At 70.8% G+C, this 19629-nt stretch carries 19 protein-coding genes; 8 read left to right on the forward strand and 11 right to left on the reverse strand.

The features are described from left to right. Positions 1–2547: a sensor histidine kinase gene (locus OO69_RS26890; RefSeq protein WP_033283379.1), complete on the forward strand. Its 2547-nt coding sequence runs from the start codon at positions 1–3 to the stop codon at positions 2545–2547. Positions 2548–2604: 57 nt separating this feature from the next. Next, a complete protein-coding gene (locus OO69_RS26895) occupies positions 2605–4056 on the forward strand; it encodes a glycoside hydrolase family 43 protein (RefSeq protein WP_051801215.1) in 1452 nt (483 codons plus the stop codon). Positions 4057–4163: 107 nt separating this feature from the next. Here the strand turns inward: OO69_RS26895 and OO69_RS26900 are convergent, their stop codons facing one another. Both OO69_RS26900 and OO69_RS26905 read right to left on the reverse strand, forming a co-directional pair. Beyond that, entirely contained in the window at positions 4164–4355 is a 192-nt protein-coding gene (locus tag OO69_RS26900; RefSeq protein ID WP_033283380.1) for a DUF5999 family protein, read from the reverse strand. Between the two features lie 283 nt (positions 4356–4638). Then, entirely contained in the window at positions 4639–5223 is a 585-nt protein-coding gene (locus OO69_RS26905; RefSeq protein WP_033283381.1) for a hypothetical protein, read from the reverse strand. Between the two features lie 530 nt (positions 5224–5753). On the opposite strand from OO69_RS26905, the gene OO69_RS26910 reads away from it, so the two are divergent. After that, on the forward strand, positions 5754–7274 hold the full coding sequence (locus OO69_RS26910; RefSeq protein ID WP_033283382.1) for a glutamate-cysteine ligase family protein: 1521 nt from the start codon (positions 5754–5756) through the stop codon (positions 7272–7274). A gap of 43 nt (positions 7275–7317) precedes the next feature. Here the strand turns inward: OO69_RS26910 and OO69_RS26915 are convergent, their stop codons facing one another. Then, complete coding sequence (locus tag OO69_RS26915) at positions 7318–9096, reverse strand: substrate-binding and VWA domain-containing protein (RefSeq protein WP_033283383.1); 1779 nt, start codon at positions 9094–9096, stop codon at positions 7318–7320. 186 nt (positions 9097–9282) lie between these two features. On the opposite strand from OO69_RS26915, the gene OO69_RS26920 reads away from it, so the two are divergent. Beyond that, positions 9283–10083 carry a CPBP family intramembrane glutamic endopeptidase gene (locus OO69_RS26920; RefSeq protein WP_033283384.1) on the forward strand — a complete coding sequence of 267 codons (801 nt, stop codon included), beginning with the start codon at positions 9283–9285 and terminating at the stop codon, positions 10081–10083. A gap of 37 nt (positions 10084–10120) precedes the next feature. On the opposite strand, the gene OO69_RS26925 is transcribed toward OO69_RS26920, so the two are convergent. After that, positions 10121–10939, reverse strand: coding sequence for a PhzF family phenazine biosynthesis protein (locus tag OO69_RS26925; RefSeq protein ID WP_033283385.1), 819 nt, complete (start codon positions 10937–10939; stop codon positions 10121–10123). Between the two features lie 63 nt (positions 10940–11002). After that, the gene (locus OO69_RS26930; RefSeq protein ID WP_033283386.1) at positions 11003–11674 is read right to left on the reverse strand and encodes a class I SAM-dependent methyltransferase; all 672 of its coding nucleotides are present in this window, start codon (positions 11672–11674) and stop codon (positions 11003–11005) included. A gap of 152 nt (positions 11675–11826) precedes the next feature. Here OO69_RS26930 and OO69_RS50365 point away from each other — a divergent pair, with 152 nt between their 5' ends. Continuing rightward, positions 11827–12465: a PadR family transcriptional regulator gene (locus OO69_RS50365; protein ID WP_078652573.1), complete on the forward strand. Its 639-nt coding sequence runs from the start codon at positions 11827–11829 to the stop codon at positions 12463–12465. Positions 12466–12570: 105 nt separating this feature from the next. On the opposite strand, the gene OO69_RS26940 is transcribed toward OO69_RS50365, so the two are convergent. Continuing rightward, positions 12571–12999 (reverse strand): SRPBCC family protein, encoded by a 429-nt coding sequence (locus OO69_RS26940; protein ID WP_033283388.1) that lies wholly within the window; start codon positions 12997–12999, stop codon positions 12571–12573. A 112-nt stretch (positions 13000–13111) separates the two neighbouring features. Continuing rightward, on the reverse strand, positions 13112–13279 hold the full coding sequence (locus OO69_RS51415) for a hypothetical protein (RefSeq protein ID WP_106971117.1): 168 nt from the start codon (positions 13277–13279) through the stop codon (positions 13112–13114). A 219-nt stretch (positions 13280–13498) separates the two neighbouring features. Here OO69_RS51415 and OO69_RS26945 point away from each other — a divergent pair, with 219 nt between their 5' ends. Next, entirely contained in the window at positions 13499–14050 is a 552-nt protein-coding gene (locus tag OO69_RS26945) for a Clp protease N-terminal domain-containing protein (RefSeq protein ID WP_033283389.1), read from the forward strand. 61 nt (positions 14051–14111) lie between these two features. Further along, positions 14112–15122, forward strand: a complete 1011-nt coding sequence (locus tag OO69_RS26950) for an EamA family transporter (protein ID WP_033283390.1) — start codon at positions 14112–14114, stop codon at positions 15120–15122. Positions 15123–15263: 141 nt separating this feature from the next. Here OO69_RS26950 and OO69_RS26955 read toward each other — a convergent pair whose 3' ends face one another. From OO69_RS26955 to OO69_RS26970, 4 genes are all read right to left on the reverse strand, one after another. Next, positions 15264–16187, reverse strand: coding sequence for an RNA polymerase sigma-70 factor (locus tag OO69_RS26955; RefSeq protein ID WP_033283391.1), 924 nt, complete (start codon positions 16185–16187; stop codon positions 15264–15266). Between the two features lie 35 nt (positions 16188–16222). After that, positions 16223–16699 carry a carboxymuconolactone decarboxylase family protein gene (locus OO69_RS26960; RefSeq protein ID WP_033283392.1) on the reverse strand — a complete coding sequence of 159 codons (477 nt, stop codon included), beginning with the start codon at positions 16697–16699 and terminating at the stop codon, positions 16223–16225. A gap of 217 nt (positions 16700–16916) precedes the next feature. Then, positions 16917–17552, reverse strand: coding sequence for an FMN-binding negative transcriptional regulator (locus OO69_RS26965; protein WP_033283393.1), 636 nt, complete (start codon positions 17550–17552; stop codon positions 16917–16919). After that, positions 17552–18223, reverse strand: a complete 672-nt coding sequence (locus OO69_RS26970; protein WP_199811034.1) for a pyridoxamine 5'-phosphate oxidase family protein — start codon at positions 18221–18223, stop codon at positions 17552–17554. Before OO69_RS26970 ends, OO69_RS26965 begins: the two co-directional genes overlap by 1 nt. Positions 18224–18293: 70 nt before the next feature. Here OO69_RS26970 and OO69_RS26975 point away from each other — a divergent pair, with 70 nt between their 5' ends. Further along, positions 18294–19625, forward strand: coding sequence for an aminotransferase class I/II-fold pyridoxal phosphate-dependent enzyme (locus OO69_RS26975; RefSeq protein WP_106971118.1), 1332 nt, complete (start codon positions 18294–18296; stop codon positions 19623–19625). The last annotated feature ends 4 nt before the right edge of the window (positions 19626–19629 follow it).

The following is a 19629-nucleotide window of genomic DNA, read 5'->3' on the forward strand; positions in this document are numbered from 1 at the left end:
ATGGGACGCGGCAAGCTCCGGATCTACCTCGGCGCGGCACCGGGCGTCGGCAAGACGTACGCGATGCTGTCCGAGGCGCACCGGCGGATCGAGCGGGGCACCGACTGCGTGGTCGCCTTCGTGGAACACCACAGCAGACCCCGCACCGAGGTGATGCTGCACGGCCTGGAGGAGATCCCGCGCCGTGAACTCGCCTACCGGGACACGACGTTCACCGAGATGGACGTCGACGCCGTCCTCGCCCGCCACCCCGAGGTCGCCCTCGTCGACGAACTGCCGCACACCAACATCCCCGGCTCCCGCAACGCCAAGCGCTGGCAGGACATAGAGGAGTTGCTGGCGGCGGGCATCGACGTGATCTCGACCGTCAACATCCAACACCTGGAATCCCTGGGCGACATCGTCGAGTCCATCACCGGCGTACGCCAGCAGGAGACCGTCCCGGACGAGGTCGTCCGCCGCGCCGACCAGATCGAGCTGGTCGACATGTCACCGCCCGCGCTACGGCGCCGGATGGCCCACGGCAACATCTACAAACCGGACAAGGTCGACGCGGCCCTCTCCAACTACTTCCGGCCCGGAAACCTCACCGCCCTGCGGGAGTTGGCGCTGCTCTGGCTCGCCGACCGGGTCGACGCCTACCTCCAGGAGTACCGCAGCGAACACCGTGTCTCGGCGATCTGGGGCTCGCGGGAGCGGATCGTCGTAGGACTGACCGGCGGTCCGGAGGGACGCACGCTCATCCGCAGGGCCGCGCGCCTCGCCGAAAAGGGCGCGGGCGGTGAGGTGTTGGCGGTCTACATCTCCCGCAGCGACGGACTGACCTCGGCCTCCCCGAAGGAACTCGCCCAACAGCGCACCCTGGTCGAGGACTTGGGCGGCACCTTCCACCACGTCGTCGGCGAGGACATACCGGCCGCACTGCTGGACTTCGCGCGCGGGGTCAACGCCACCCAGATCGTCCTCGGCGTCTCCCGCCGCAAGGGCTGGCAGTACGTCTTCGGGCCCGGCGTCGGCTCCACGGTCGCCCGCGAGTCCGGCCCCGATCTCGACGTCCACCTCATCACGCACGACGAGGCGGGGAAGGGACGCGGACTGCCCGTGAACCGGGGCACGCGGCTGGGGCGCGCCCGCATCGTCTGGGGCTGGCTGGCCGGAATCGGCGGACCGCTGCTGCTCACCTGGCTGTTGAGCAGTGTCGCCCCCGAAGTCGGCCTGGCCAACGACATGTTGCTGTACCTGTCCCTGACCGTGGCGGCGGCCCTGCTCGGCGGACTCTTCCCCGCACTGGCCTCGGCGGCGGTCGGATCGCTGCTCCTGAACTGGTACTTCACCCCGCCCGTCCACACCTTCACCATCGCCGACCCCAAGAACATAGTGGCCATCGCGATCTTCGTGGCCGTAGCGGTGTCGGTCGCGTCGGTGGTGGATTTGGCAGCCCGTCGCACCCACCAAGCGGCCCGGCTGCGCGCCGAGTCCGAGATCCTCTCCTACCTCGCGGGCAATGTGCTGCGCGGCGAGACCAGTCTGGAGGCGCTCCTGGAACGCGTCCGGGAGACCTTCGGCATGGAGTCCGCCGCCCTGCTGGAGCGCGCGAGCGACGTCGAACCCTGGACCTGCGCGGGCAGCGTGGGCCCCCGCCCCTGCCAGAACCCGGAGGACGCGGACGTCGACGTACCGGTCGGCGACCACATGGCCCTCGCCCTCTCCGGCCGGGTCCTGCCCGCCGAGGACCGCCGGGTCCTGGCCGCCTTCGCCGCACAGGCCGCCGTGGTCCTGGACCGCCGCCGCCTCCGCGAAGAGGCGGACCAGGCAAGGGCGTTGGCGGAAGGCAACCGCATCCGCACGGCACTCCTGGCCGCCGTGAGCCACGACCTGCGCACCCCGCTCGCCGGCATCAAAGCGGCGGTGTCCTCGCTCCGTTCCGAGGACGTCGCCTGGTCGGACGAGGACCAGGCCGAGCTGCTGGAGGGCATCGAGGACGGCGCCGACCGCCTCGACAACCTCGTCGGCAACCTCCTCGACATGTCCCGCCTCCAGACCGGCACGGTCACCCCGATCATCCGCGAGGCGGACCTCGACGAGGTGATCCCGATGGCCCTGGGCGGCGTCCCCGAGGACAGCGTCGAACTCGACATCCCCGAAAGCCTGCCCATGGTCCCCGTAGACAAGGGCCTGCTGGAACGCGCCGTCGCCAACATCGTCGAGAACGCGGTCAAATACAGCCCGGAGCGAACTCCCGTACTGGTCAAGGCAAGTGCCATCGCCGACCGCGTCGAGATCCGGGTCGTCGACCGCGGCCCCGGCGTCCCCGACGAGGCCAAGAACCGCATCTTCGAACCCTTCCAGCGCTACGGCGACGCCCCGCGCGGCGCCGGGGTAGGCCTCGGCCTCGCGGTCGCCCGCGGCTTCACCGAGGCCCTCGGCGGCACCCTCAGCGCCGAGGACACCCCAGGCGGCGGCCTCACGATGGTCCTCAGCCTCCACCTCGCCCCCGCACCCGCCCTTGCCCCCGCCGAAGGTTCCACCTACAGTCCCGCTCCGTAAGATTCGGCAAGCAGCCCGAAACTTTCGAGAACGGGCTGTACGGAGGGGCGGAGACCCATGCGGACCTACGACAACCCGGTCATCGGCGGCTTCCACCCCGACCCCAGCGTGTGCCGGGTCGGCGAGGACTACTACCTCGCGTGCTCCAGCTTCGAGTACTTCCCGGGGGTCCCGCTCTTCCACAGCCGCGACCTCGTGCACTGGCGCCAGATCGGCAACGCCCTTGACCGGCCAGGGCAGTTGGACCTGCCGGACGACACCCCCGCCTCGGCCGGCATCTACGCCCCCACCCTCCGCCACCACGACGGCCGCTTCTATCTGATCACCACCGACGTGCGCGGCAAAGGCACCTTCTTCGTCACCGCCGACCGCCCCGAGGGCCCTTGGTCGGACCCGGTCCTCGTCGACATCCCCGGCATCGACCCCGACCTGGCCTGGGACGAGGACGGCAACTGCTGGTGTGCTCTCGCCGGGGTGACGGTCTCCCGCATCGACCCGGCGACCGGCAAGGTCCTGGAGGGCCCGCTCCCGATCTGGTCAGGCACCGGACTCCAGCACCCGGAGGCCCCGCACCTCTACCGCGTCGGCGACTGGTGGTACCTGATGATCGCCGAGGGCGGCACCGCACACGGCCACAGCGTGTCGATCGCCCGCGCCCGCTCGCCACGCGGCCCCTACGAACCGGCCCCCGCCAACCCGATCCTGACCCACCGCAGCACGGACCTCCCCATCCAGAGCACCGGCCACGCCGACCTGGTCACCGCCCCCGACGGCACCTGGTGGATGGTGCTGCTCGGCACCCGTCCCCGGGGCTGGTTCCCCGGCTTCCACGTGCTCGGCCGCGAGACGTTCCTGACCCCGGTGGAGTGGGTGGACGGCTGGCCCCGGGTCGGCCCGGTACGGGAACAGCACCCGGCACCGGAGGCCTGGCATCCCTTCCAACTCCCGCCTGTACGCGACGACTTCGACGCCCCGACCCTCGCCCACTCCTGGATCTCCCCGCGCAGCCGACCGGACGCCAGCTGGTCGCTGACCCGGCGGCCAGGCTGGCTGACTCTGGACGCGAAGTCCGCCCCGGTGTTCCTCGGCCGCCGCCAACAGCACCCCGACTGCCGCGCGTCCGTCCGGATCGACCCCGGCTCCGGCCGCGCCGGTCTCTCCGTCCGCATGGACGAGGCGCATCGCTACGACATCGAGGTCGCCGGGGGAGCGGTGAGCGTGGTCGCGCGGATCGGTCCCGTACGGCAGCGGATCGCCTCGCGCGCGGTACCGCCGGGCCCGGTCACCCTGACCGTCGACATCGCCGCGACCGACGCCGACACACGGGCCCCCGACATCCTCACGTTCTCCGTGGAGGGTCCCGAAATGGCCGTAGAACTGGCGGAGTTGGACGGACGCTATCTTTCCACGCAAGTGGCGGGGGGATTCACCGGACGGGTGATCGGCATGTACGTGACCGAGGGGGAGGCGGCCTTCGACTGGTTCGACTACCAGGAGGCACTGCGATAGCGGTCGACTACGCGGGGTGACCGACCCCGGAAATGCGTCGGGGCCGGTGCGCACCTCATGTGTGCGGCCGGCCCCTCATGTCCCTGAAATGCTCAAGCGGGAAATGCTCAAGCGGCTGTCACCACTTGGCGGTGCGGGGCGATGATCTGCCCGTCGGGCAGGAGCTCACCGGTGTCCTCGAACAGGAGAACGCCGTTGCACAGCAGGCTCCAGCCCTGTTCCGGGTGGTGCGCCATGAGGCGGGCGGATTCCCGGTCGGCGGATTCGGCTGTGGGACACGGTGGCTGGTGCTTGCACATTGGTGGGATCTCTCGCTCTGTTGTGGTCATGTCCGTCCCCCGTGGTGTTGAGTCGGTCCGAACCCAGTGTTGCCCCATGGACGTCAATCCGCAGGGATTTAGCAGCACCGCTTCTCACAGGTTCATGACGCATCACCCGCGCGGACGGTTCATCCCAATTCCCAGCTCGTACGAGCTTTTTCGTGCTCGGACGAGCGTTACGAGCGTGAAAGGGCCGGAAACGCGATCGTACCCCGCCACCGGGAATTCGGTGACGGGGTACGAGGGTGACCGGAGGGGAAAGTCAGGCGGGAGAACCGAGCAGCGGCGCCGGAGTCACCCGATGGGTCAGCACCGGCAGCAACTCGGCGACCCGGTGCGGACGGTGGGCCGCGATGCCGGGCGGTGCCGGGGCCAGCGGGACCAGCAGATCGGACGCGACGGGGTGGCCGCCGGAGCCGTCCTCGGTGAGGTCGCCGTGCAGCCAGAGGGTGAGCATGTAGAGGCCGGGCACTGAGAGAAGGCGCGGCTGGTAGGCGCCCTTCATGTTCTCGGCCTGGCGCAGCGCCCGCTCGGTGGAGGCGATGTACGGACCCTCGAAGAAGTGCGAGAACGCCCACCCGTCGGGGGTCAGCATCGTCTCGGCCGCGGCGACCGCGCGGTCCCCGCAGCGGATCAGGAAACGCCATCCGGCCAGCCGGGTGACGGCCGTCCCGTCCGCGGACACGCGGTCCAACACATGCAGGGGCAGCGGGAGTTCGGGTGTTGCCGGTCCCTGGGCCGCGCGCAGGGACGGCGTCTTGGCCTCGCGGACCGCGGTGGGGGAACCGAGTGCCGTGAGAACGGAGCGCAGGGCGGGCGCGGGAGCCGGGGGGACATGCAGCGGCATGGTGGGTCGCCTCTCATTCGACAGGCACTGATGGCGCGAGGGCGGGGCGGGGGCGGACGGCGCTGTCAGCTCTCGGGGTCAGGGAGGCCGGGCCGGGTTCCGTGAGCATGGGTGCGGCCTGCCGCACGTCACCTAGACGGCAGGTTCCAGGACCGGGGCGCCAACCTTCTGCCTTGTTCGCGGAGTTTATACGACACGGGTTCAGACGATGTTTCGTCTAACCGTTTCCCGTATGAACAACAAGGACCTATTAGGCCAGCGATTCACGGGAATCATCCCGGTTCCGAACGGGCCCTACGGCGATGACCTCGGGATATGTCACCGATGGGGTCGGCCAATTCTCGTCGGCGTTTTTCACGAGGTTCTCATTGCGCGGGAACTGCTCGCTGCCGCATGCCTCGTGAATGTGCCGCGGGTCACGTTCGGCCAGAGTAGCGGGCGCCGGGCCGGTCCGGGGACGTTATCGATCGCCAGGTCTGGGCATCATCCTTCCTGACCCGGGGACGAGTGGGACGAGGAGGTGAGGCATCGTGGGGGAGAAGGTCGTTTCGGGAGGATCGTTCGAGCTCGCCGACCGTCAGCGCTACCGCGCCAAGCTGCGGCGCTGTCTGACGGGGCTGGAGCGGCTGCTGGCCGAGAAGCGGTTCGACCGCCCGAAGAACCTCATGGGGCTGGAGATCGAACTGAACCTCGTCGGTTCCGACGGCATGCCGAGAATGCTGAATGGCGAGGTGCTGGAACGCATCGCGAGCCGAGATTTCCAAACAGAACTCGCCATGTTCAATCTGGAAGTCAACATTGCCCCACACCGATTGGAGGGCCGGGTATTCGACCGGCTCGCCGAGGAGATCCGTACGTCACTGGCATATGCCCATCGGAAAGCGGGCGAGGTCGACGCGGGAATACTGATGATCGGCATTCTGCCGACGCTCGACCGGGACGACCTGGTCTCCTCGAACCTCTCGGCGGTCGACCGCTACACCCTGCTCAACGATCAGATCGTGGCCGCCCGCGGCGAGGATTTCGTCCTCGACATCGAGGGCGTCGAGCACCTCACCTGCACCTCGGGCTCCATCGCGCCCGAAGCCGCCTGCACCTCCGTGCAGTTGCACCTCCAGGTCACCCCGGACCGCTTCGCCGACGTGTGGAACGCGGCCCAGGCCGTCGCCGCCGTCCAGGTCGCCGTGGGCGCCAACTCGCCCTTCCTGTTCGGCCGTGAGCTGTGGCACGAGTCCCGGCCCCCGCTCTTCCAGCAGGCCACGGACACCCGCCCGCCCGAACTCCAGGCCCAGGGCGTCCGCCCCCGCACGTGGTTCGGCGAGCGGTGGGTCACCTCGGCCTACGACCTCTTCGAGGAGAACCTGCGCTTCTTCCCGCCCCTGCTCCCGATCCACGACGACGAGGAACCCCTCGACGTCCTCGACGCGGGCGGCATCCCCACCCTCGCCGAACTCGTCCTGCACAACGGCACGGTGTACCGCTGGAACCGCCCGGTCTACGGCATCGCCGACGGCGTCCCGCACCTGCGCGTCGAGAACCGCGTCCTGCCCGCAGGGCCCACGGTCACCGACGTCATCGCCAACACCGCGTTCTACTACGGCGTCGTCCGCGCGCTCGCCGAGGAGTCGCGCCCTGTGTGGACCCGGCTGCCCTTCGAGGCGGCAGCCGCCAACTTCGACACCGCGTGCCGCCACGGCATCGACGCCCGCCTGCTCTGGCCCCGGCGCGGACGCCTCGGCGGCACCACCGAGATCGACGCGGTGGCCCTCGTACGCGACGAACTGCTGCCGCTCGCGGAGGCCGGACTGGACGCGTGGGGGGTCGAACCGGCTGACCGGGACCTGTACTTGGGCGTGATCGACGAGCGCTGCCGCCGTCGTGCGAACGGCGCGACCTGGCAGTCCGCCACGTTCCACCGGGCGCTGGAACAAGGCCTCGGCAGGGAGGCCGCGCTGGCCGCGACCACCCGTCGCTACAGCGAGTTGATGCATCTCGGGGAGCCGGTCCACACGTGGCCGGTGGGGTTGCCGGAGCCGGTGCCGCTGGGGTGAGGTGTGGGGGGTGGGTTGTCGGGGTGGGTGAACTGCCGCTGTTTCAGCCCGCGTTGGCCGACGCGCCCGCCGCCACGATGGCTTGGAGGATCACCGACTGGATCTGGGTCGGGTTGGTCACCTCGTGGCCCGAGCCGCCGGTCGCCTCGGCGATCTGCCGGGCCTCCTCCTTGTCGGCCTCCGGACCCACCCCGATCATGATGAGCGGCACCGGCCGCTCGGGGCTGGCGAGTTGACGCAGCTGCTGGATGAGCGTGGTGCGGGAGATGCTGCCCGGGTCCTGGTTGACCCCGTCGGTCAGGATGACCAGCGCGTTGAACTTCCCCTTCGCGTAAGAGGACGTGGCCGCCTTGTACGCGGCGAGCGTGGTGTCGTAGAGCCCGGTCGCGCCGTTCGGTACCGGCTTCAGCGAGCCGAACGCCGCTGACAGGGCGTCCCGTTGGGTGCCGTCGCCCTTGTGGTCGCCGAGCCGCTCGGTCGGGACGAGGACGCGGTAGTCCTTGTCGCCGTCGAGCTTCGTCGAGAACTCCCACAGCCCGATCTCGTCCTCGGGCGTGAACGTGGCCAGGGCCTGCAGCAGCGAGGCCTTCGTGACGTCCATCCGCGACTGCCCGGTCCCCGGCACCGTCTCCGCCATCGAGCCGGACGCGTCGACGACCGTGGTGATCCGCGCGCTCTGCACCGTGATCGTCCAGGTGCCCAGGGCCTCTTGGAGCGCCGTGTCGGAGGCGGGCTCGGGCGCGGCGACGGCGTACGGCTGCGGACTGCTGCCACCGGCCTTCGCGACCACGGCCTTCGGCGCGGCGTCGTCATCCGTGCGGAAGCCGTACTTCTCCATCAGCTTCTGCTGCGCCGGCTGGCTCAGATAGGTCATGAACCGGATCGCCGCCCGGCTCTGGTCCGTGGTCAGCCGCTCCTGGTCGACCAGGTTGTACGGGTAGTCGAGCCGCGGGGAGCCGTCCTTCGGGTAGAAGAGATCCAGGCTCCCGTCGCTGTCCGCCGACGCGTTGTACGCGAACGCCGACTGCTCGCTGAGGACCAGCGCCTGGTTGCGCTTCGGATTGCCCTGCTCGGTGCCGGACGAGTTGCGCGGCAGGGTGTCCAGGACCTGGCTGTCGGTGTCCGAGGTCCGCTGCGACAGCGTCTTCATCATCGCCGCCGCCTGTGTGGCCCCGCCCTTGACCTTCGAGGCGGCCGTGCTCAGCTGCGTGAGCGCCAGCAGTCCCGTCGCGCTGCGCGCCGGGTCGGCCGCGCCCAGCCGCAGCGAGTCGTCCTGGAGGGTGGCACCGGCCAGGTCCAGCCAGCTGTACGTCTTCTGCGGCCACCCGAGCGACTTCGCGGCGGCCGGGACCGTCGCCACCCCGACCGGCGTGGAGGCCACGTTGCCCGCGGGCGTCACCTCCGTGGCGGCGCTGTCGGCGGCCGACGAGACCTCGTTCACCCACAGCTCCGAGTCGGGCACCCACACCTGCGCGTCCGGGTGTTTGCCCGCCTTGAGCGTGTCCGCGAACTTGTACGACTCCTGGGCGGTCACCGAGATGTTCAGACACTGCCCGTCGGACGTGATGCCCTCGTCGCGGGCCTGCCCGGCCGCGGCGCGCAGGGCGGGGGTCATGTCGGGGGAGGCGGCGATTCTCAGCCGTACCGCGTCCTTGCGGCAGGAGGAACCGAAGGAGAGCAGCCCGCTCTGCACCGCCACCGCGGTACCGCTGGCGACGGTCAGCACGAGCACCGTGGCGATCGCCACCGTACGGCGGCGCGCGCGAGGACGGGGGTCGCTGCCGCCCGCCCCGTACTGATCGGGCAAGCTGTGACGTCCCATGACGGTGATGCCCCTCCCTGTTGAACCACGTGCCGGTATGCGGCCGTATGGCAGACATGGGGGAGGTGCACCCCGAATCGCGTCCGTCCCCCCAACGGCCTGTCACGCACGATCTTCGTAAGTTCTTTCGAGACCCTAGCGGGGCGAAGATGGGCATGAGGCGGGATTTCCGAACTGAAGGCAGGTGTGCAGGTGGAGGCAGGGCAGGTGGCCGAATCTTTTCCGCTGGAGCGGCCCACACGGCGGATTCTCCGGTCCGAGGCACTGCTCGTTCTGGGGCTTTCGCTAGGTGCGAGCGGTGTGTCAGCCCTGATCAGTTTTGTCGGATCGGTCACGAAACCGGGGGGCCTCAAGGACCAGGCGGCCACCCTCAACGCCTCGGCCGCGCCGGGCCGTCCGTGGCTGGATCTCGCCTGGCAGCTGTTCGGCATCGCCTCGGCGCTCGTGCCCGTCGCCCTCGTCGCGCACTTCCTCCTGCGGGAGGGCGAGAGCCTGCGCACGATCGGCTTCGACCGCACCCGGCCCTGGCCCGACCTGGGCCGCGGGGCTGCGATCGCGGCGGTCATCGGCAGCACCGGCATCGCTTTCTACCTGTCCGCCCGCGGTCTCGGCTTCAACCTCACGGTGGTGCCGGAGGCGCTGCCCGACGTCTGGTGGAAGTACCCGGTCCTGATCCTCTCCGCGATGCAGAACGCGATCCTCGAAGAGGTGATCGTCGTCGGTTATCTGCTGCGCAGGCTGGGCCAGTTGGGCTGGACGCCGGGCACCGCGCTGGTGGCCAGTTCCGTACTGCGCGGTAGCTACCACCTCTACCAGGGCATCGGCGGCTTCGTCGGCAACATGGTGATGGGCGTGGTGTTCGTGTACCTGTACCGGCGGTGGGGTCGCGTGGGTCCCCTGGTGGTGGCGCATTCCCTGCTCGACATCGGGGCGTTCGTCGGTTACGCGCTGCTGGCGGGGAAGGTGGGCTGGCTGCCGACGGCGTAGGTCGGGTAAGTCGCTTGCGGGGCAGGTCTGTTGAGGATCAGGCGAGCAGCTCGCCGTCGATGACCGTGACCGCGCGTCCGGTCAACAGGGTCCGGTCGCCCCGGAGTTCGGTACGGACGCGCCCGGAGCGGGGGGAGGCCTGCAGCCCGGTGAGGACCGTGCCGCCGAGCCGCTCGGACCAGTACGGAGCCAGCGCGGTGTGCGCGCTGCCGGTGACCGGGTCCTCGTCGATCCCGACGTTGGGGAAGAAGCAGCGGGAGACGAAGTCGTAACCCCGGGTGGGGTCTTCGGCCCGGGCGGTGGCGATGATGCCGCGCTCTGAGTGGGCGCCGAGAGCCTTGAGGTCCGGGGCGAGTCCTACGACGGTCTTCTCGTCGGCGAGTTCGACGAGGAGGTCGCCGATGTTGGGGCCGGTGTCGAACGCGGTCAGCGGCTCGGCGCCCAGGGCCTCGGCGACACCGTCCGGGATCTCGACGGGGGTGAGTGGTGCGGTCGGGAAGTCGAGGGTGATCGACCCGTCACCGGCTGGCGTGGCGACGAGCACACCGCTCCGCGTGGCGAACCGTACGGTCCCTTCCTGTGCGCCGGTGGTGTGCAGCACGTGGGCCGTGGCGAGGGTCGCGTGCCCGCACATCGCGACCTCCGTCGCCGGCGTGAACCACCGCAACGCCCAGTCCGCGTCCCCGCCTTCGGGCAGTCGGTGCGCGAACGCCGTCTCGGCGTGATTCACCTCCAGCGCGATCTTCTGGAGCCGGTCGTCCGCCGGGAAGGCGTCGAAGGTGTCGAGGAGCAGGACCCCGGCCGGGTTGCCGGCGAAGGGGCGGTCGGTGAAGGCGTCGACGATTCGAATCCGCATGGCTTGACGCTAGGCGCTGCGTGGAGCCGCGGGCCAAGGCCAATTCGGGGGGACTGGACCGATTCAACGGCGGGGGTGCTCCGGTTTCCGGGCCAGGAAGGCGGCGTGCGTCCGCTTCGCCCCCTCGGCCGGTTCCAGGACCAGGCGTGCGGTGAGCGTGAGCCCGGCCTGTGTCAGCAGCCCGGCGATCCGGTCCGGCGGGAGCAGGTGGGACTCGTAGGACACGGGGTGGCCGCCGTACGCCTGTGTGGGACGCAGGAGTTGGCCGTCTCCGACGTGGCCGGCCAGCAGCAGGTGGCCGCCGGGGACCAGCGTGCGGTGGAACTCACCGAAGACGACGGGGAGTTGGTCCGGCGGTGTGTGGTGGGTGGAGTAGTGGGCCAGGATGCCGCCGAGCTCGCCGTCCCCGATCGGCGGCGCGGTCATCGAACCCACGGTGAAGGCCAGGTCCGGGTGGGCCCGGAGGGCCAGTTCGATCATCTTGGGGGAGATGTCGATGCCGAAGACAGGCACCCCGAGGCCCGCCATGTACGCCGTGATCTTCCCGGGCCCGCACCCCAGATCCGCCACGGGCCCGAGGTCGGCCGCCCGCACGGTCTCGGCGAACGCTGCCAGCATCGCGCGGGACACCGGGTCCAACTCGCCCGGTTCCTTGACGAGTTGGACGTAGGCGGCGGCGACGGTGTCGTACGACTCCCGGATCGCGGCGAGGTAGGAAGGCGGCTGCTCGGTCACGCCGGTGACTCTAGGGGGCGTCGTCGGGAGGAGGCGGACGGGGCTGCCGGGCGGCTGCCGGACCGGGCTGTCGGAAGGGGGTTGTCATCCGAACAGTTCCGATATATCGTTGACGCATCGCGACAGATCAACGATGGAATGGAGTGATTGCGATGCGTACCCACGGATACGAGCGTGGACATGGACAGGACGGACCCTCCCGGCGCGGCCGGGGTGGTCCTGACGGGCGGCGTGGGGCTTTCGGTCCCTTCGGGCCCGGTGGACCTGGTGGGCCCGGTGGCCCCGGATTCGGGCCGGGCTTCGGTCCCGGTCCCTGGGGCGGACGAGGGCGCGGCGGCCCGAGGGGTGGCAGGGCGCGGCGCGGCGACGTGCGCGCGTCGATTCTGGCCCTCCTCAAGGACCGGCCGATGCACGGCTACGAGATGATCCAGGAGATCGCCGAGCGCAGCGGCGGCGCGTGGAAGCCGAGCCCCGGCTCGGTGTACCCCACCCTGCAGCTGCTGGAGGACGAGGGCCTGATCGCCAGTGAGTCGGAGGGCGGCAAGAAGCTCTTCGCCCTCACCGAGGCCGGCCGTACCGCGGCCGAAGAGGGTCCGGACGCCCCCTGGGAAGAGGCTTCCCGCGGGGTCGACTGGGAGGCCCTCAGTGAGATCCGCCAGGCCGGCTTCGGTCTGATGGAGGCCTTCGGCCAGGTCTGGAAGACCGGCAGCAAGGAGCAGCGCGAGAAGGCGCTGACCGTCATCAACGACGCCCGCAAGAAGCTGTACCTGATTCTGGCCGACGAGGACTGATGTCCTCGGGGTCGGAAGAGGTGGCAGGCCAAGGCGCCTCACGGAACTTCCGTGGGGCGCCTTCCCTGTGCGCGTTCCCGTTCCTGCGGTGCCCCGGCGCGTTCCTCAGGCCACCAGCCCGGCCAGTTTGCGCAGCGACTCGTTCAGGGCAGCCGTACCCGAGTCCTTCAGTTTGCCCGCCATCAGCGACACCGCCGCCCCCGTGAACTCGCCGTCGATCCGGACCGTCGTGGCGTCGCCGTCGGGTGTGAGCGTGTAGCGCGTGGCGACGTTCACGGCCATCGGGCCCTTGCCGCGGATGGCGAACACCCGGGCCGGTTCGACCTCCTCGATGGTCCACTCGACCTCGGCCGGGAAGCCCATCAGCTTCATGTTCTCCTGGAAGGTCCCGCCCACCGCGAGCGCGTCCGGGCCGCCCTTGGGGAAGTTGGTGTGGGTCGCGTTCCACTCGCCGTACGCGGACCAGTCCGTGAGTTGAGCCCACACCTTCTCGGCCGGGGCCTCGATGCGTGCCTCCGCGCTGATTTCGGCCATGCGACCACCTCTTCGTATCGGGCTACCGTGTCGCGGAACGTAGCCGCAGGGCGCGCAACATTCAATACTGATGAACCGTCAGGAATTGTGTGCGTGGGCCGAGTTGCGCGGTTCAGCTCACCCGTCGTATGACCGCCGCGTCGAACAGGTCCCACGCGCGCGGGTGGGCACTCTCGTCGTGGCAGTGCCACGCGTCCCAGAACAGGTCGGCGAGCAGCGCGTCCTCCGGGGCGTACACCCGGTACACGTACTGTCTGCCGTCGACCGCCGGCAATGCCACCAGCCAGCACCTGCTCTCCACGTTCGCGAAAGACGTACGCCGGGTGCAGCGCGGTTGCGCACGGGGCGCGCGGCGGTCGGGCGCGCGCCTCTCGGGGGCAAGAGGCGTGATCTCATCCGTAAGGAGGAGATTCCGTCGCTCCGGGTCCACTCTGTGTGGGACGCCGAAATGCAACCCTCCGGGGATGCCCTCAATGCGGGGGACTGATGGGGTAAGGGTGTGCAACCCCAGATCCCCAGGCAGTCGGCCCGCGAGCAAGGAATCCACCGCGCGGACAACGATGCCAGGCTCAGTGCAGAGCTGGCAGCGGTGGTCGCCGGTGCGCGCCGCCGGGCCCTGCGGGACGGGGACCGCCAGATCGACACGGCCCACCTGCTGCACAGCCTCCTGGAGTCCGACCCCGAGGCGCGCGCCGTCTTCGGCGACGGCCCGCAGATCGCCCGGCTCCTCGGCTATCTCGTCCAGCGCAGCATCGGCTACGGCCTCCGCTGGCAGGGCACGGTCGAGGACTCCGGCGCGATCCCGGTGATCCCCGCGGCGGAGGGCTGGTCACCGCTGGCCGCCGACGCCCTGGAGTACGCCTGCGAGCGCGCAGGACTCCGCGACGGCGACCTGGCCTGCGGCATCGACCTCCTCGCCGCGATCGTCGCGGACCCGGAGTCCCGCGCCGTCGAGGTCCTCCACCGCGCGGGCATCGAATCCCCCGAGGTGTTGATCTGGATCGAGGGCCGCTCAGGGGAGTACGTCAGGGGCGCCGAGACGGGTTGCTGAGGGTCCACGCCGTGAGACAGGTGTCAACGGGGGTGACGCTCCTGTCGTCCCCTGTCATCATGTGCCCGTGCATACGTCTGAGAGCAGTGCGGCCGGAGGTGGCGGCGGTAAGGGTGTCGGGCTGGGCCTGGCGCTCGGATCCGCGCTGGCCTTCGGGGGATCCGGGGTCGCGGCGAAGCCGTTGATCGAGGCGGGGCTGGACCCGCTGCACGTGGTGTGGCTCCGGGTCGCCGGCGCGGCCCTCGTGATGCTGCCCCTCGCCGTACGCCACCGCGCGCTCGTACGGACTCGCCCCGCGCTGCTCCTCGGGTTCGGGCTGCTCGCCGTGGCCGGTGTCCAGGCCTGCTACTTCGCCGCGATCTCCCGCATACCCGTCGGGGTCGCCCTGCTCGTGGAGTACCTCGCCCCCGCCCTCGTGCTCGGCTGGGTGCGGTTCGTGCAGCGGCGGCCGGTCACCCGTGCCGCCGCGCTCGGTGTCGTCCTCGCGGCCGGGGGGCTCGCCTGTGTCGTCGAGGTGTGGACGGGCCTGAGCTTCGACGCCGTGGGACTGCTGCTCGCGCTCGCCGCCGCCTGCTGCCAGGTCGGCTACTTCGTCCTGTCCGACCAGGGCGGCGACGCCGGCGACGCGGCCCCCGACCCCCTCGGCGTGATCGCGTACGGCCTGCTCGTCGGCGCCCTCGTCCTGACCGCCGTGGCCCGCCCCTGGACCATGGACTGGTCGATCCTCGCGGGCGACGCCCACATGAACGGCACCCCGGTCCCGGCCGCCCTGCTGCTCGTCTGGATCGTCCTGATCGCCACGGTCCTGGCGTACGTCACCGGAGTCGTCTCCGTCCGCCGGCTCTCCCCGCAGGTCGCGGGCGTCGTGGCCTGCCTCGAAGCCGTCATCGCGACCGTCCTGGCCTGGATCCTCCTCGGCGAACACCTCTCCGCACCGCAGATCGCCGGCGGAGCGGTGGTCCTGCTGGGCGCCTTCATCGCCCAGTCCTCGGCACCGACGAAGGGCTCCGTCGACCCGGTGGCGGGCGGCGGCCCGGAACGCGAGCCGGCCACCCGGGAGACGACGGCCTGAGCGCCGTACGACAGCTCGTCCCGCCACCTGCTCGCCGCACCCACCCCCTCCCCGCAGGCTGGGGTAATTTCTAACCGGTCACCGGGGCGGGCGGCGGTTAGATTTACCCCCAGCTTCCAGCGCCCCCCACCAGACCGTCCGTCAGCTCGGCCGGCGACGTGCATGCCGCAGCTCGCGGTCGACGGCCCACGCGTCGGCGACCGGGCCGATGTGGCCGAGCTTGTCGGGGTTGATCACCGCGCGGATGGTCTGGATCCGGCCGTCGAGGACGTCGAGGGCCAGGGCGTGGAGGACCTTTCCGTCGCGGTCGCGGAAGAGCGCGCCGGGCTGGCCGTTGACCTCGTGCGGTTCGTACGACACGTCGATGCGGATCAGCCAGGGGAAGACCGTGCCCAGCACCCGGGCCACGTTCTCCGCCCCGGCGACGGCCTTGGCCAGCTGTGGGGCCTTCCCGCCGCCGTCGCCGACGAACTGCACGTCGGCGGCGAGCAGTTCACGCAGTCCGCCCACGTCGCCCTCCTTCAGCGCGTCGAAGAACCGGGTCGCCAGCTCCTCCCGCTCCTGCCGGTCCGCGGCGAACCGGGGACGCCGGTCCGCCATGTGCCGCCGCGCCCGTACCAGCAACTGCCGGCACGCCGACTCCGAACGCCCCACGGTCGTGGCGATCTCGTCGAAGCCGAAGGCGAACACCTCCCGCAGGACGAACACCGCCCGCTCCAGCGGGCTGAGCTGCTCCAGCAGCAGAAGGGCCGCCATCGACACCGAGTCGGCCAGCTCCACCGACCGCGCCGGATCCTGGTACGGGTCGCTCAGCAGCGGCTCGGGGAACCAGGGACCGACGTACTCCTCCCGCCGTACCCGGGCGGAACGCAGCACATCGATCGCGATCCGCGTCACCGTGGCCGACAGGAAGGCCTTGGTCGACGTGGGCCGGGTGGCCGTGCCGTCGAACCGCAGCCAGGTCTCCTGCACCGCGTCCTCGGCCTCGCCCACACTGCCCAGAATCCGATAGGCGATCGAGAACAGCAGTGGCCGCAGCTCCTCGAACTCCTCGACCTTGTTCACGCCGAATCCCCTTCCCCTGCCCGTAGTTGTCCGAGTCAGCCGAACAGGCCGGGCTCGTAGTCGCCCGCGCACGGCTGCCGGGTGATGATGTTCAGCCGGTTCACCGAGTTCATGAAGGAGACCAGGATGACGAGCGTGGTGAGCTGCTCGTCGTCGTAGTGCTTGGCGGCGTGCGCCCACACCTCGTCGCTCACCCCGCCGGCCGCGTCCGCGACCCGGGTCCCCTCCTCGGCCAGCTCCAGCGCGGCCCGCTCCGCCTCGGTGAAGACCGTGGCCTCCCGCCAGGCCGCGACCAGGTTCAGCCGCACCGAGGTCTCGCCCTCGGCCGCGGCCTCCTTGGTGTGCATGTCGACGCAGATGGCGCATCCGTTGATCTGGCTCACGCGCAGCGCCACCAACTCCTGCGTCAGCGCCGGCAGCGCCGACCCCTTGAGCGTCCGGCCCACCGCCATGAACTGCTTGGCGGCCTTGCCGGCGATCGGGCTGGAGAGGTAGTTCAGTCGTGCGTCCATCGTGTGCCTCCGTGGGCTGTGTTCGTCACTGGCTACACCCCCGAGACGAGACAGCCCGGCCCCCTGTGACATCGGCGAAAGTGACCTGCGTCTCTCACCCGCCGGCCCCTAGTCTGACCCCCACGACCCGCTCGCCTCGGTCGTGGGCCTCGCGGTGACGGAGGCACGGGGGGCGGCAGCGGACGAACAAGCCCTTGAGTGACGGTAGTTCGCTTCCTCAGCCCTCGCTCCGCCGCCGTAGCAGATGCTCCCGGGCCACCGCGTCCCGAGGACCGCCCCGCTCCACGAGCCCCGCCGCGATACGGTCCTGGACCTCGGTCGCGCGATGGTTCGCGTACTTGAACTTCGCCCGTACGCCGGTCACTTCGAGCCGTACGACCCGGATACCGGACAGCATCCGTCCGTACGGCGCCTCGCCCGCGGTGACCGTGGAGGAGCCGCCCTCGGGCTGGAAGTGGCCGACCTGGCGGTTGAGCAGGGTCGCCGTTTCGACGGGGTCGTCCACCAGGTGGGCGGTGCACCGGAGTTGGACCGCCGCGTAGAAGCTGGTCGGCACGCCGTGCTCGGGCGGGCCGTCCGGGTCCGCCTGCCAGGGGCCGGGGACGTAGACGTAGTCGTCGACGACGCTCAGGACCACCTGGGGGTCCGTCTTCAGCGCGCGCAACAGGGGGTTGGGGCGGGCGAGATGGGTGATCGCCTCGCCGCGCCCGGGGTCGTAGGCGAAGTGGAGGGGCTGGACGAACGGGGGTTCGCCGGAAGGGCCGTTGACGGCCAGCTGCCCGAAGTCGTGCGCGGCGAGCCAGTGTTGCCACTCGGCGTCGTCGTGCGGCGCGTCCCAGGGGTGGATGAGCATTACAACGCGGCCAGGTAGGAGGGGAGTTCGGTGCCGGGGGCCAGGTCGTCGTTCGGGAGTGGGGCTCCGTAGGCGGGGGAGAGCGGGACCACTCCGGCCCAGTGGGGGAGGTCCAGGTCCTCGGGGTCGTCGTTCGCGCCGCCGGTGCGGAGCTTGGCGGAGACCTCGTCGAGGTCGAGGCGGATCACCATGGTGGCGGCGAGTTCCTTCTTGTTGGCGGGCCGCGAGTCCGCCGACCGGCCCGGCACGACGTGGTCGACCAGCGCGTCCAGCGCCGTCCGCTTCTCCTCGGGGTCCGTCACCTGGTGGGCGATGCCGTGCACCACCACGGAGCGGTAGTTGATCGAGTGGTGGAACGCGGAACGGGCCAGCACCAGCCCGTCGACGTGCGTGACCGTCAGGCACACCGGGAGCCCCGGGTCGGCCTGCCCCGTCATCCGCAGCGGGCGCGCGCCCGTCGACCCGTGCACGTACAGCCGCTCGCCGACCCGCCCGTACAGCGTCGGCAGCACGACCGGCCTGCCGTCCCGCACGAAGCCGAGGTGGCAGACGTAGGCCTGGTCGAGTATCGCGTGCACCAACTCCTTGTCGTACGACGCCCGTTCCGCGGAGCGGGTGGGGACGGTCCGGTCGGTCGGCGTGTAGGTGGTCCCCTGCATGGTGCTCTCCATTGGCGTGTGTGCTGTCGGGGGGTGTGGTGCCCGGTTGTCTTTCATATTGCACTAATGCATAATGTGCTTTGTGCTAGGAGGATATCGGATCGAAGGGCGACGCGCAGCAGACATTGCCGCGGACGTCGAGCGCGCGGTGGGTTCGGGAGAGCTGGAGCCCGGGCAACTGCTGCCGCCCATGCGGGAGTTGGCGATCGAGCTCGGGGTGAACCCGAACACGGTCGCGGCCGCTTACCGGACGCTGCGGGAGCGCGGGGTCATCGAGACCGCCGGGCGCCGGGGCAGCCGGGTGCGGCCCAAGCCGGCCACGACCGGGCGCGAGCACATCCGGGTGGATGTGCCGGCGGGGGTGCGTGACGTGTCCCACGGCAACCCGGATCCGGTGCAACTGCCGTCCCTGGTAAGAGCGTTCACCTACGCCGCCGAACGCGCCGACCGCGAACCGGTCATGTACGGCGACGACCCGGTCGAACCGGAGCTGGCCCGCATCGCCCGCGCCGAGCTGGACGCGGACGGCGTGCCGGCCGGCCCCGTGGCCGTGGCTTCCGGCTCCCTGGACGCCATCGAGCGGGTCCTCGCCGCCCATCTGAAACCCGGGGACACTGTCGCCGTAGAAGATCCGGGCTGGGGCAGCCTCCTCGACCTCGTACCGGCGCTGGGGCTGCGCGTGACCCCCGTCCGGGTCGACGACGAGGGGCCGCTCCCCGACGACGTGCGCGCCGCGCTGGAGTCCGGCGCGCGCGCCCTGATCGTCACCGACCGGGCGCAGAACCCCACGGGAGCGGTGGTGAGCGCCACGCGCGCAGGTGCCCTGCGTTCCGTGCTCCGCCGCCACCCGGAGACCCTGCTGATCGAGGACGACCACGGCCACGGCATCGTCGACCAGCCCCTGCACCCCCTGGCCGGTACCACCCGGACCTGGGCCTTCGTCCGCTCGGTCGCCAAGGCCTACGGCCCCGACCTGCGGCTCGCCGTGCTCACCGGCGACGCTGTCACCCTCGACCGCGTCCGCGGCCGCCAACGGCTGGGCCCGGGCTGGGCCAGCCGCATCACCCAGCGGGCCGTGGCCCGGCTGTGGGCCGACGGCGCCGTGGACACACCGGCGGTGGCGGCCGCGTACGGCGCCCGCCGCGACGCGCTGATCGCCGCGCTCGCCGAACGCGGGGTCGCCGCCCACGGCACCAGCGGCCTCAACGTCTGGATCCCGGTACCGGACGAGACCGGCGCGGTCTCCCGCCTCCTCCACGCCGGTTGGGCCGTGGCCCCGGGCGCCCGCTTCCGGCTGAGCGCGCCCCCGGGCATCCGGGTCACCGTGTCGACGCTGACGGCCGACGAGGCGGGGCCGCTGGCTGAGGCGATCGCTTCCGCGAGTGGACCGGCGCCGGTCCGGGGCTACGTCTGAGGCT

This window comes from Streptomyces sp. NRRL F-525, assembly GCF_000716605.1.
In the GTDB taxonomy this organism is placed as follows: Bacteria; Actinomycetota; Actinomycetes; order Streptomycetales; family Streptomycetaceae; genus Streptomyces.

Coding starts and splice junctions, on each gene's coding strand:
- OO69_RS26890 (WP_033283379.1), top strand. CDS start 1: ATGGGACGCGGCAAGCTCCGGATCTACCTCGGCGCGGCACCGGGCGTC.
- OO69_RS26895 (WP_051801215.1), top strand. CDS start 2,605: ATGCGGACCTACGACAACCCGGTCATCGGCGGCTTCCACCCCGACCCC.
- OO69_RS26900 (WP_033283380.1), bottom strand. CDS start 4,355: ATGTGCAAGCACCAGCCACCGTGTCCCACAGCCGAATCCGCCGACCGG.
- OO69_RS26905 (WP_033283381.1), bottom strand. CDS start 5,223: ATGCCGCTGCATGTCCCCCCGGCTCCCGCGCCCGCCCTGCGCTCCGTT.
- OO69_RS26915 (WP_033283383.1), bottom strand. CDS start 9,096: ATGGGACGTCACAGCTTGCCCGATCAGTACGGGGCGGGCGGCAGCGAC.
- OO69_RS26925 (WP_033283385.1), bottom strand. CDS start 10,939: ATGCGGATTCGAATCGTCGACGCCTTCACCGACCGCCCCTTCGCCGGC.
- OO69_RS50365 (WP_078652573.1), top strand. CDS start 11,827: ATGCGTACCCACGGATACGAGCGTGGACATGGACAGGACGGACCCTCC.
- OO69_RS26940 (WP_033283388.1), bottom strand. CDS start 12,999: ATGGCCGAAATCAGCGCGGAGGCACGCATCGAGGCCCCGGCCGAGAAG.
- OO69_RS26960 (WP_033283392.1), bottom strand. CDS start 16,699: ATGGACGCACGACTGAACTACCTCTCCAGCCCGATCGCCGGCAAGGCC.
- OO69_RS26965 (WP_033283393.1), bottom strand. CDS start 17,552: ATGCTCATCCACCCCTGGGACGCGCCGCACGACGACGCCGAGTGGCAA.
- OO69_RS26970 (WP_199811034.1), bottom strand. CDS start 18,223: ATGGAGAGCACCATGCAGGGGACCACCTACACGCCGACCGACCGGACC.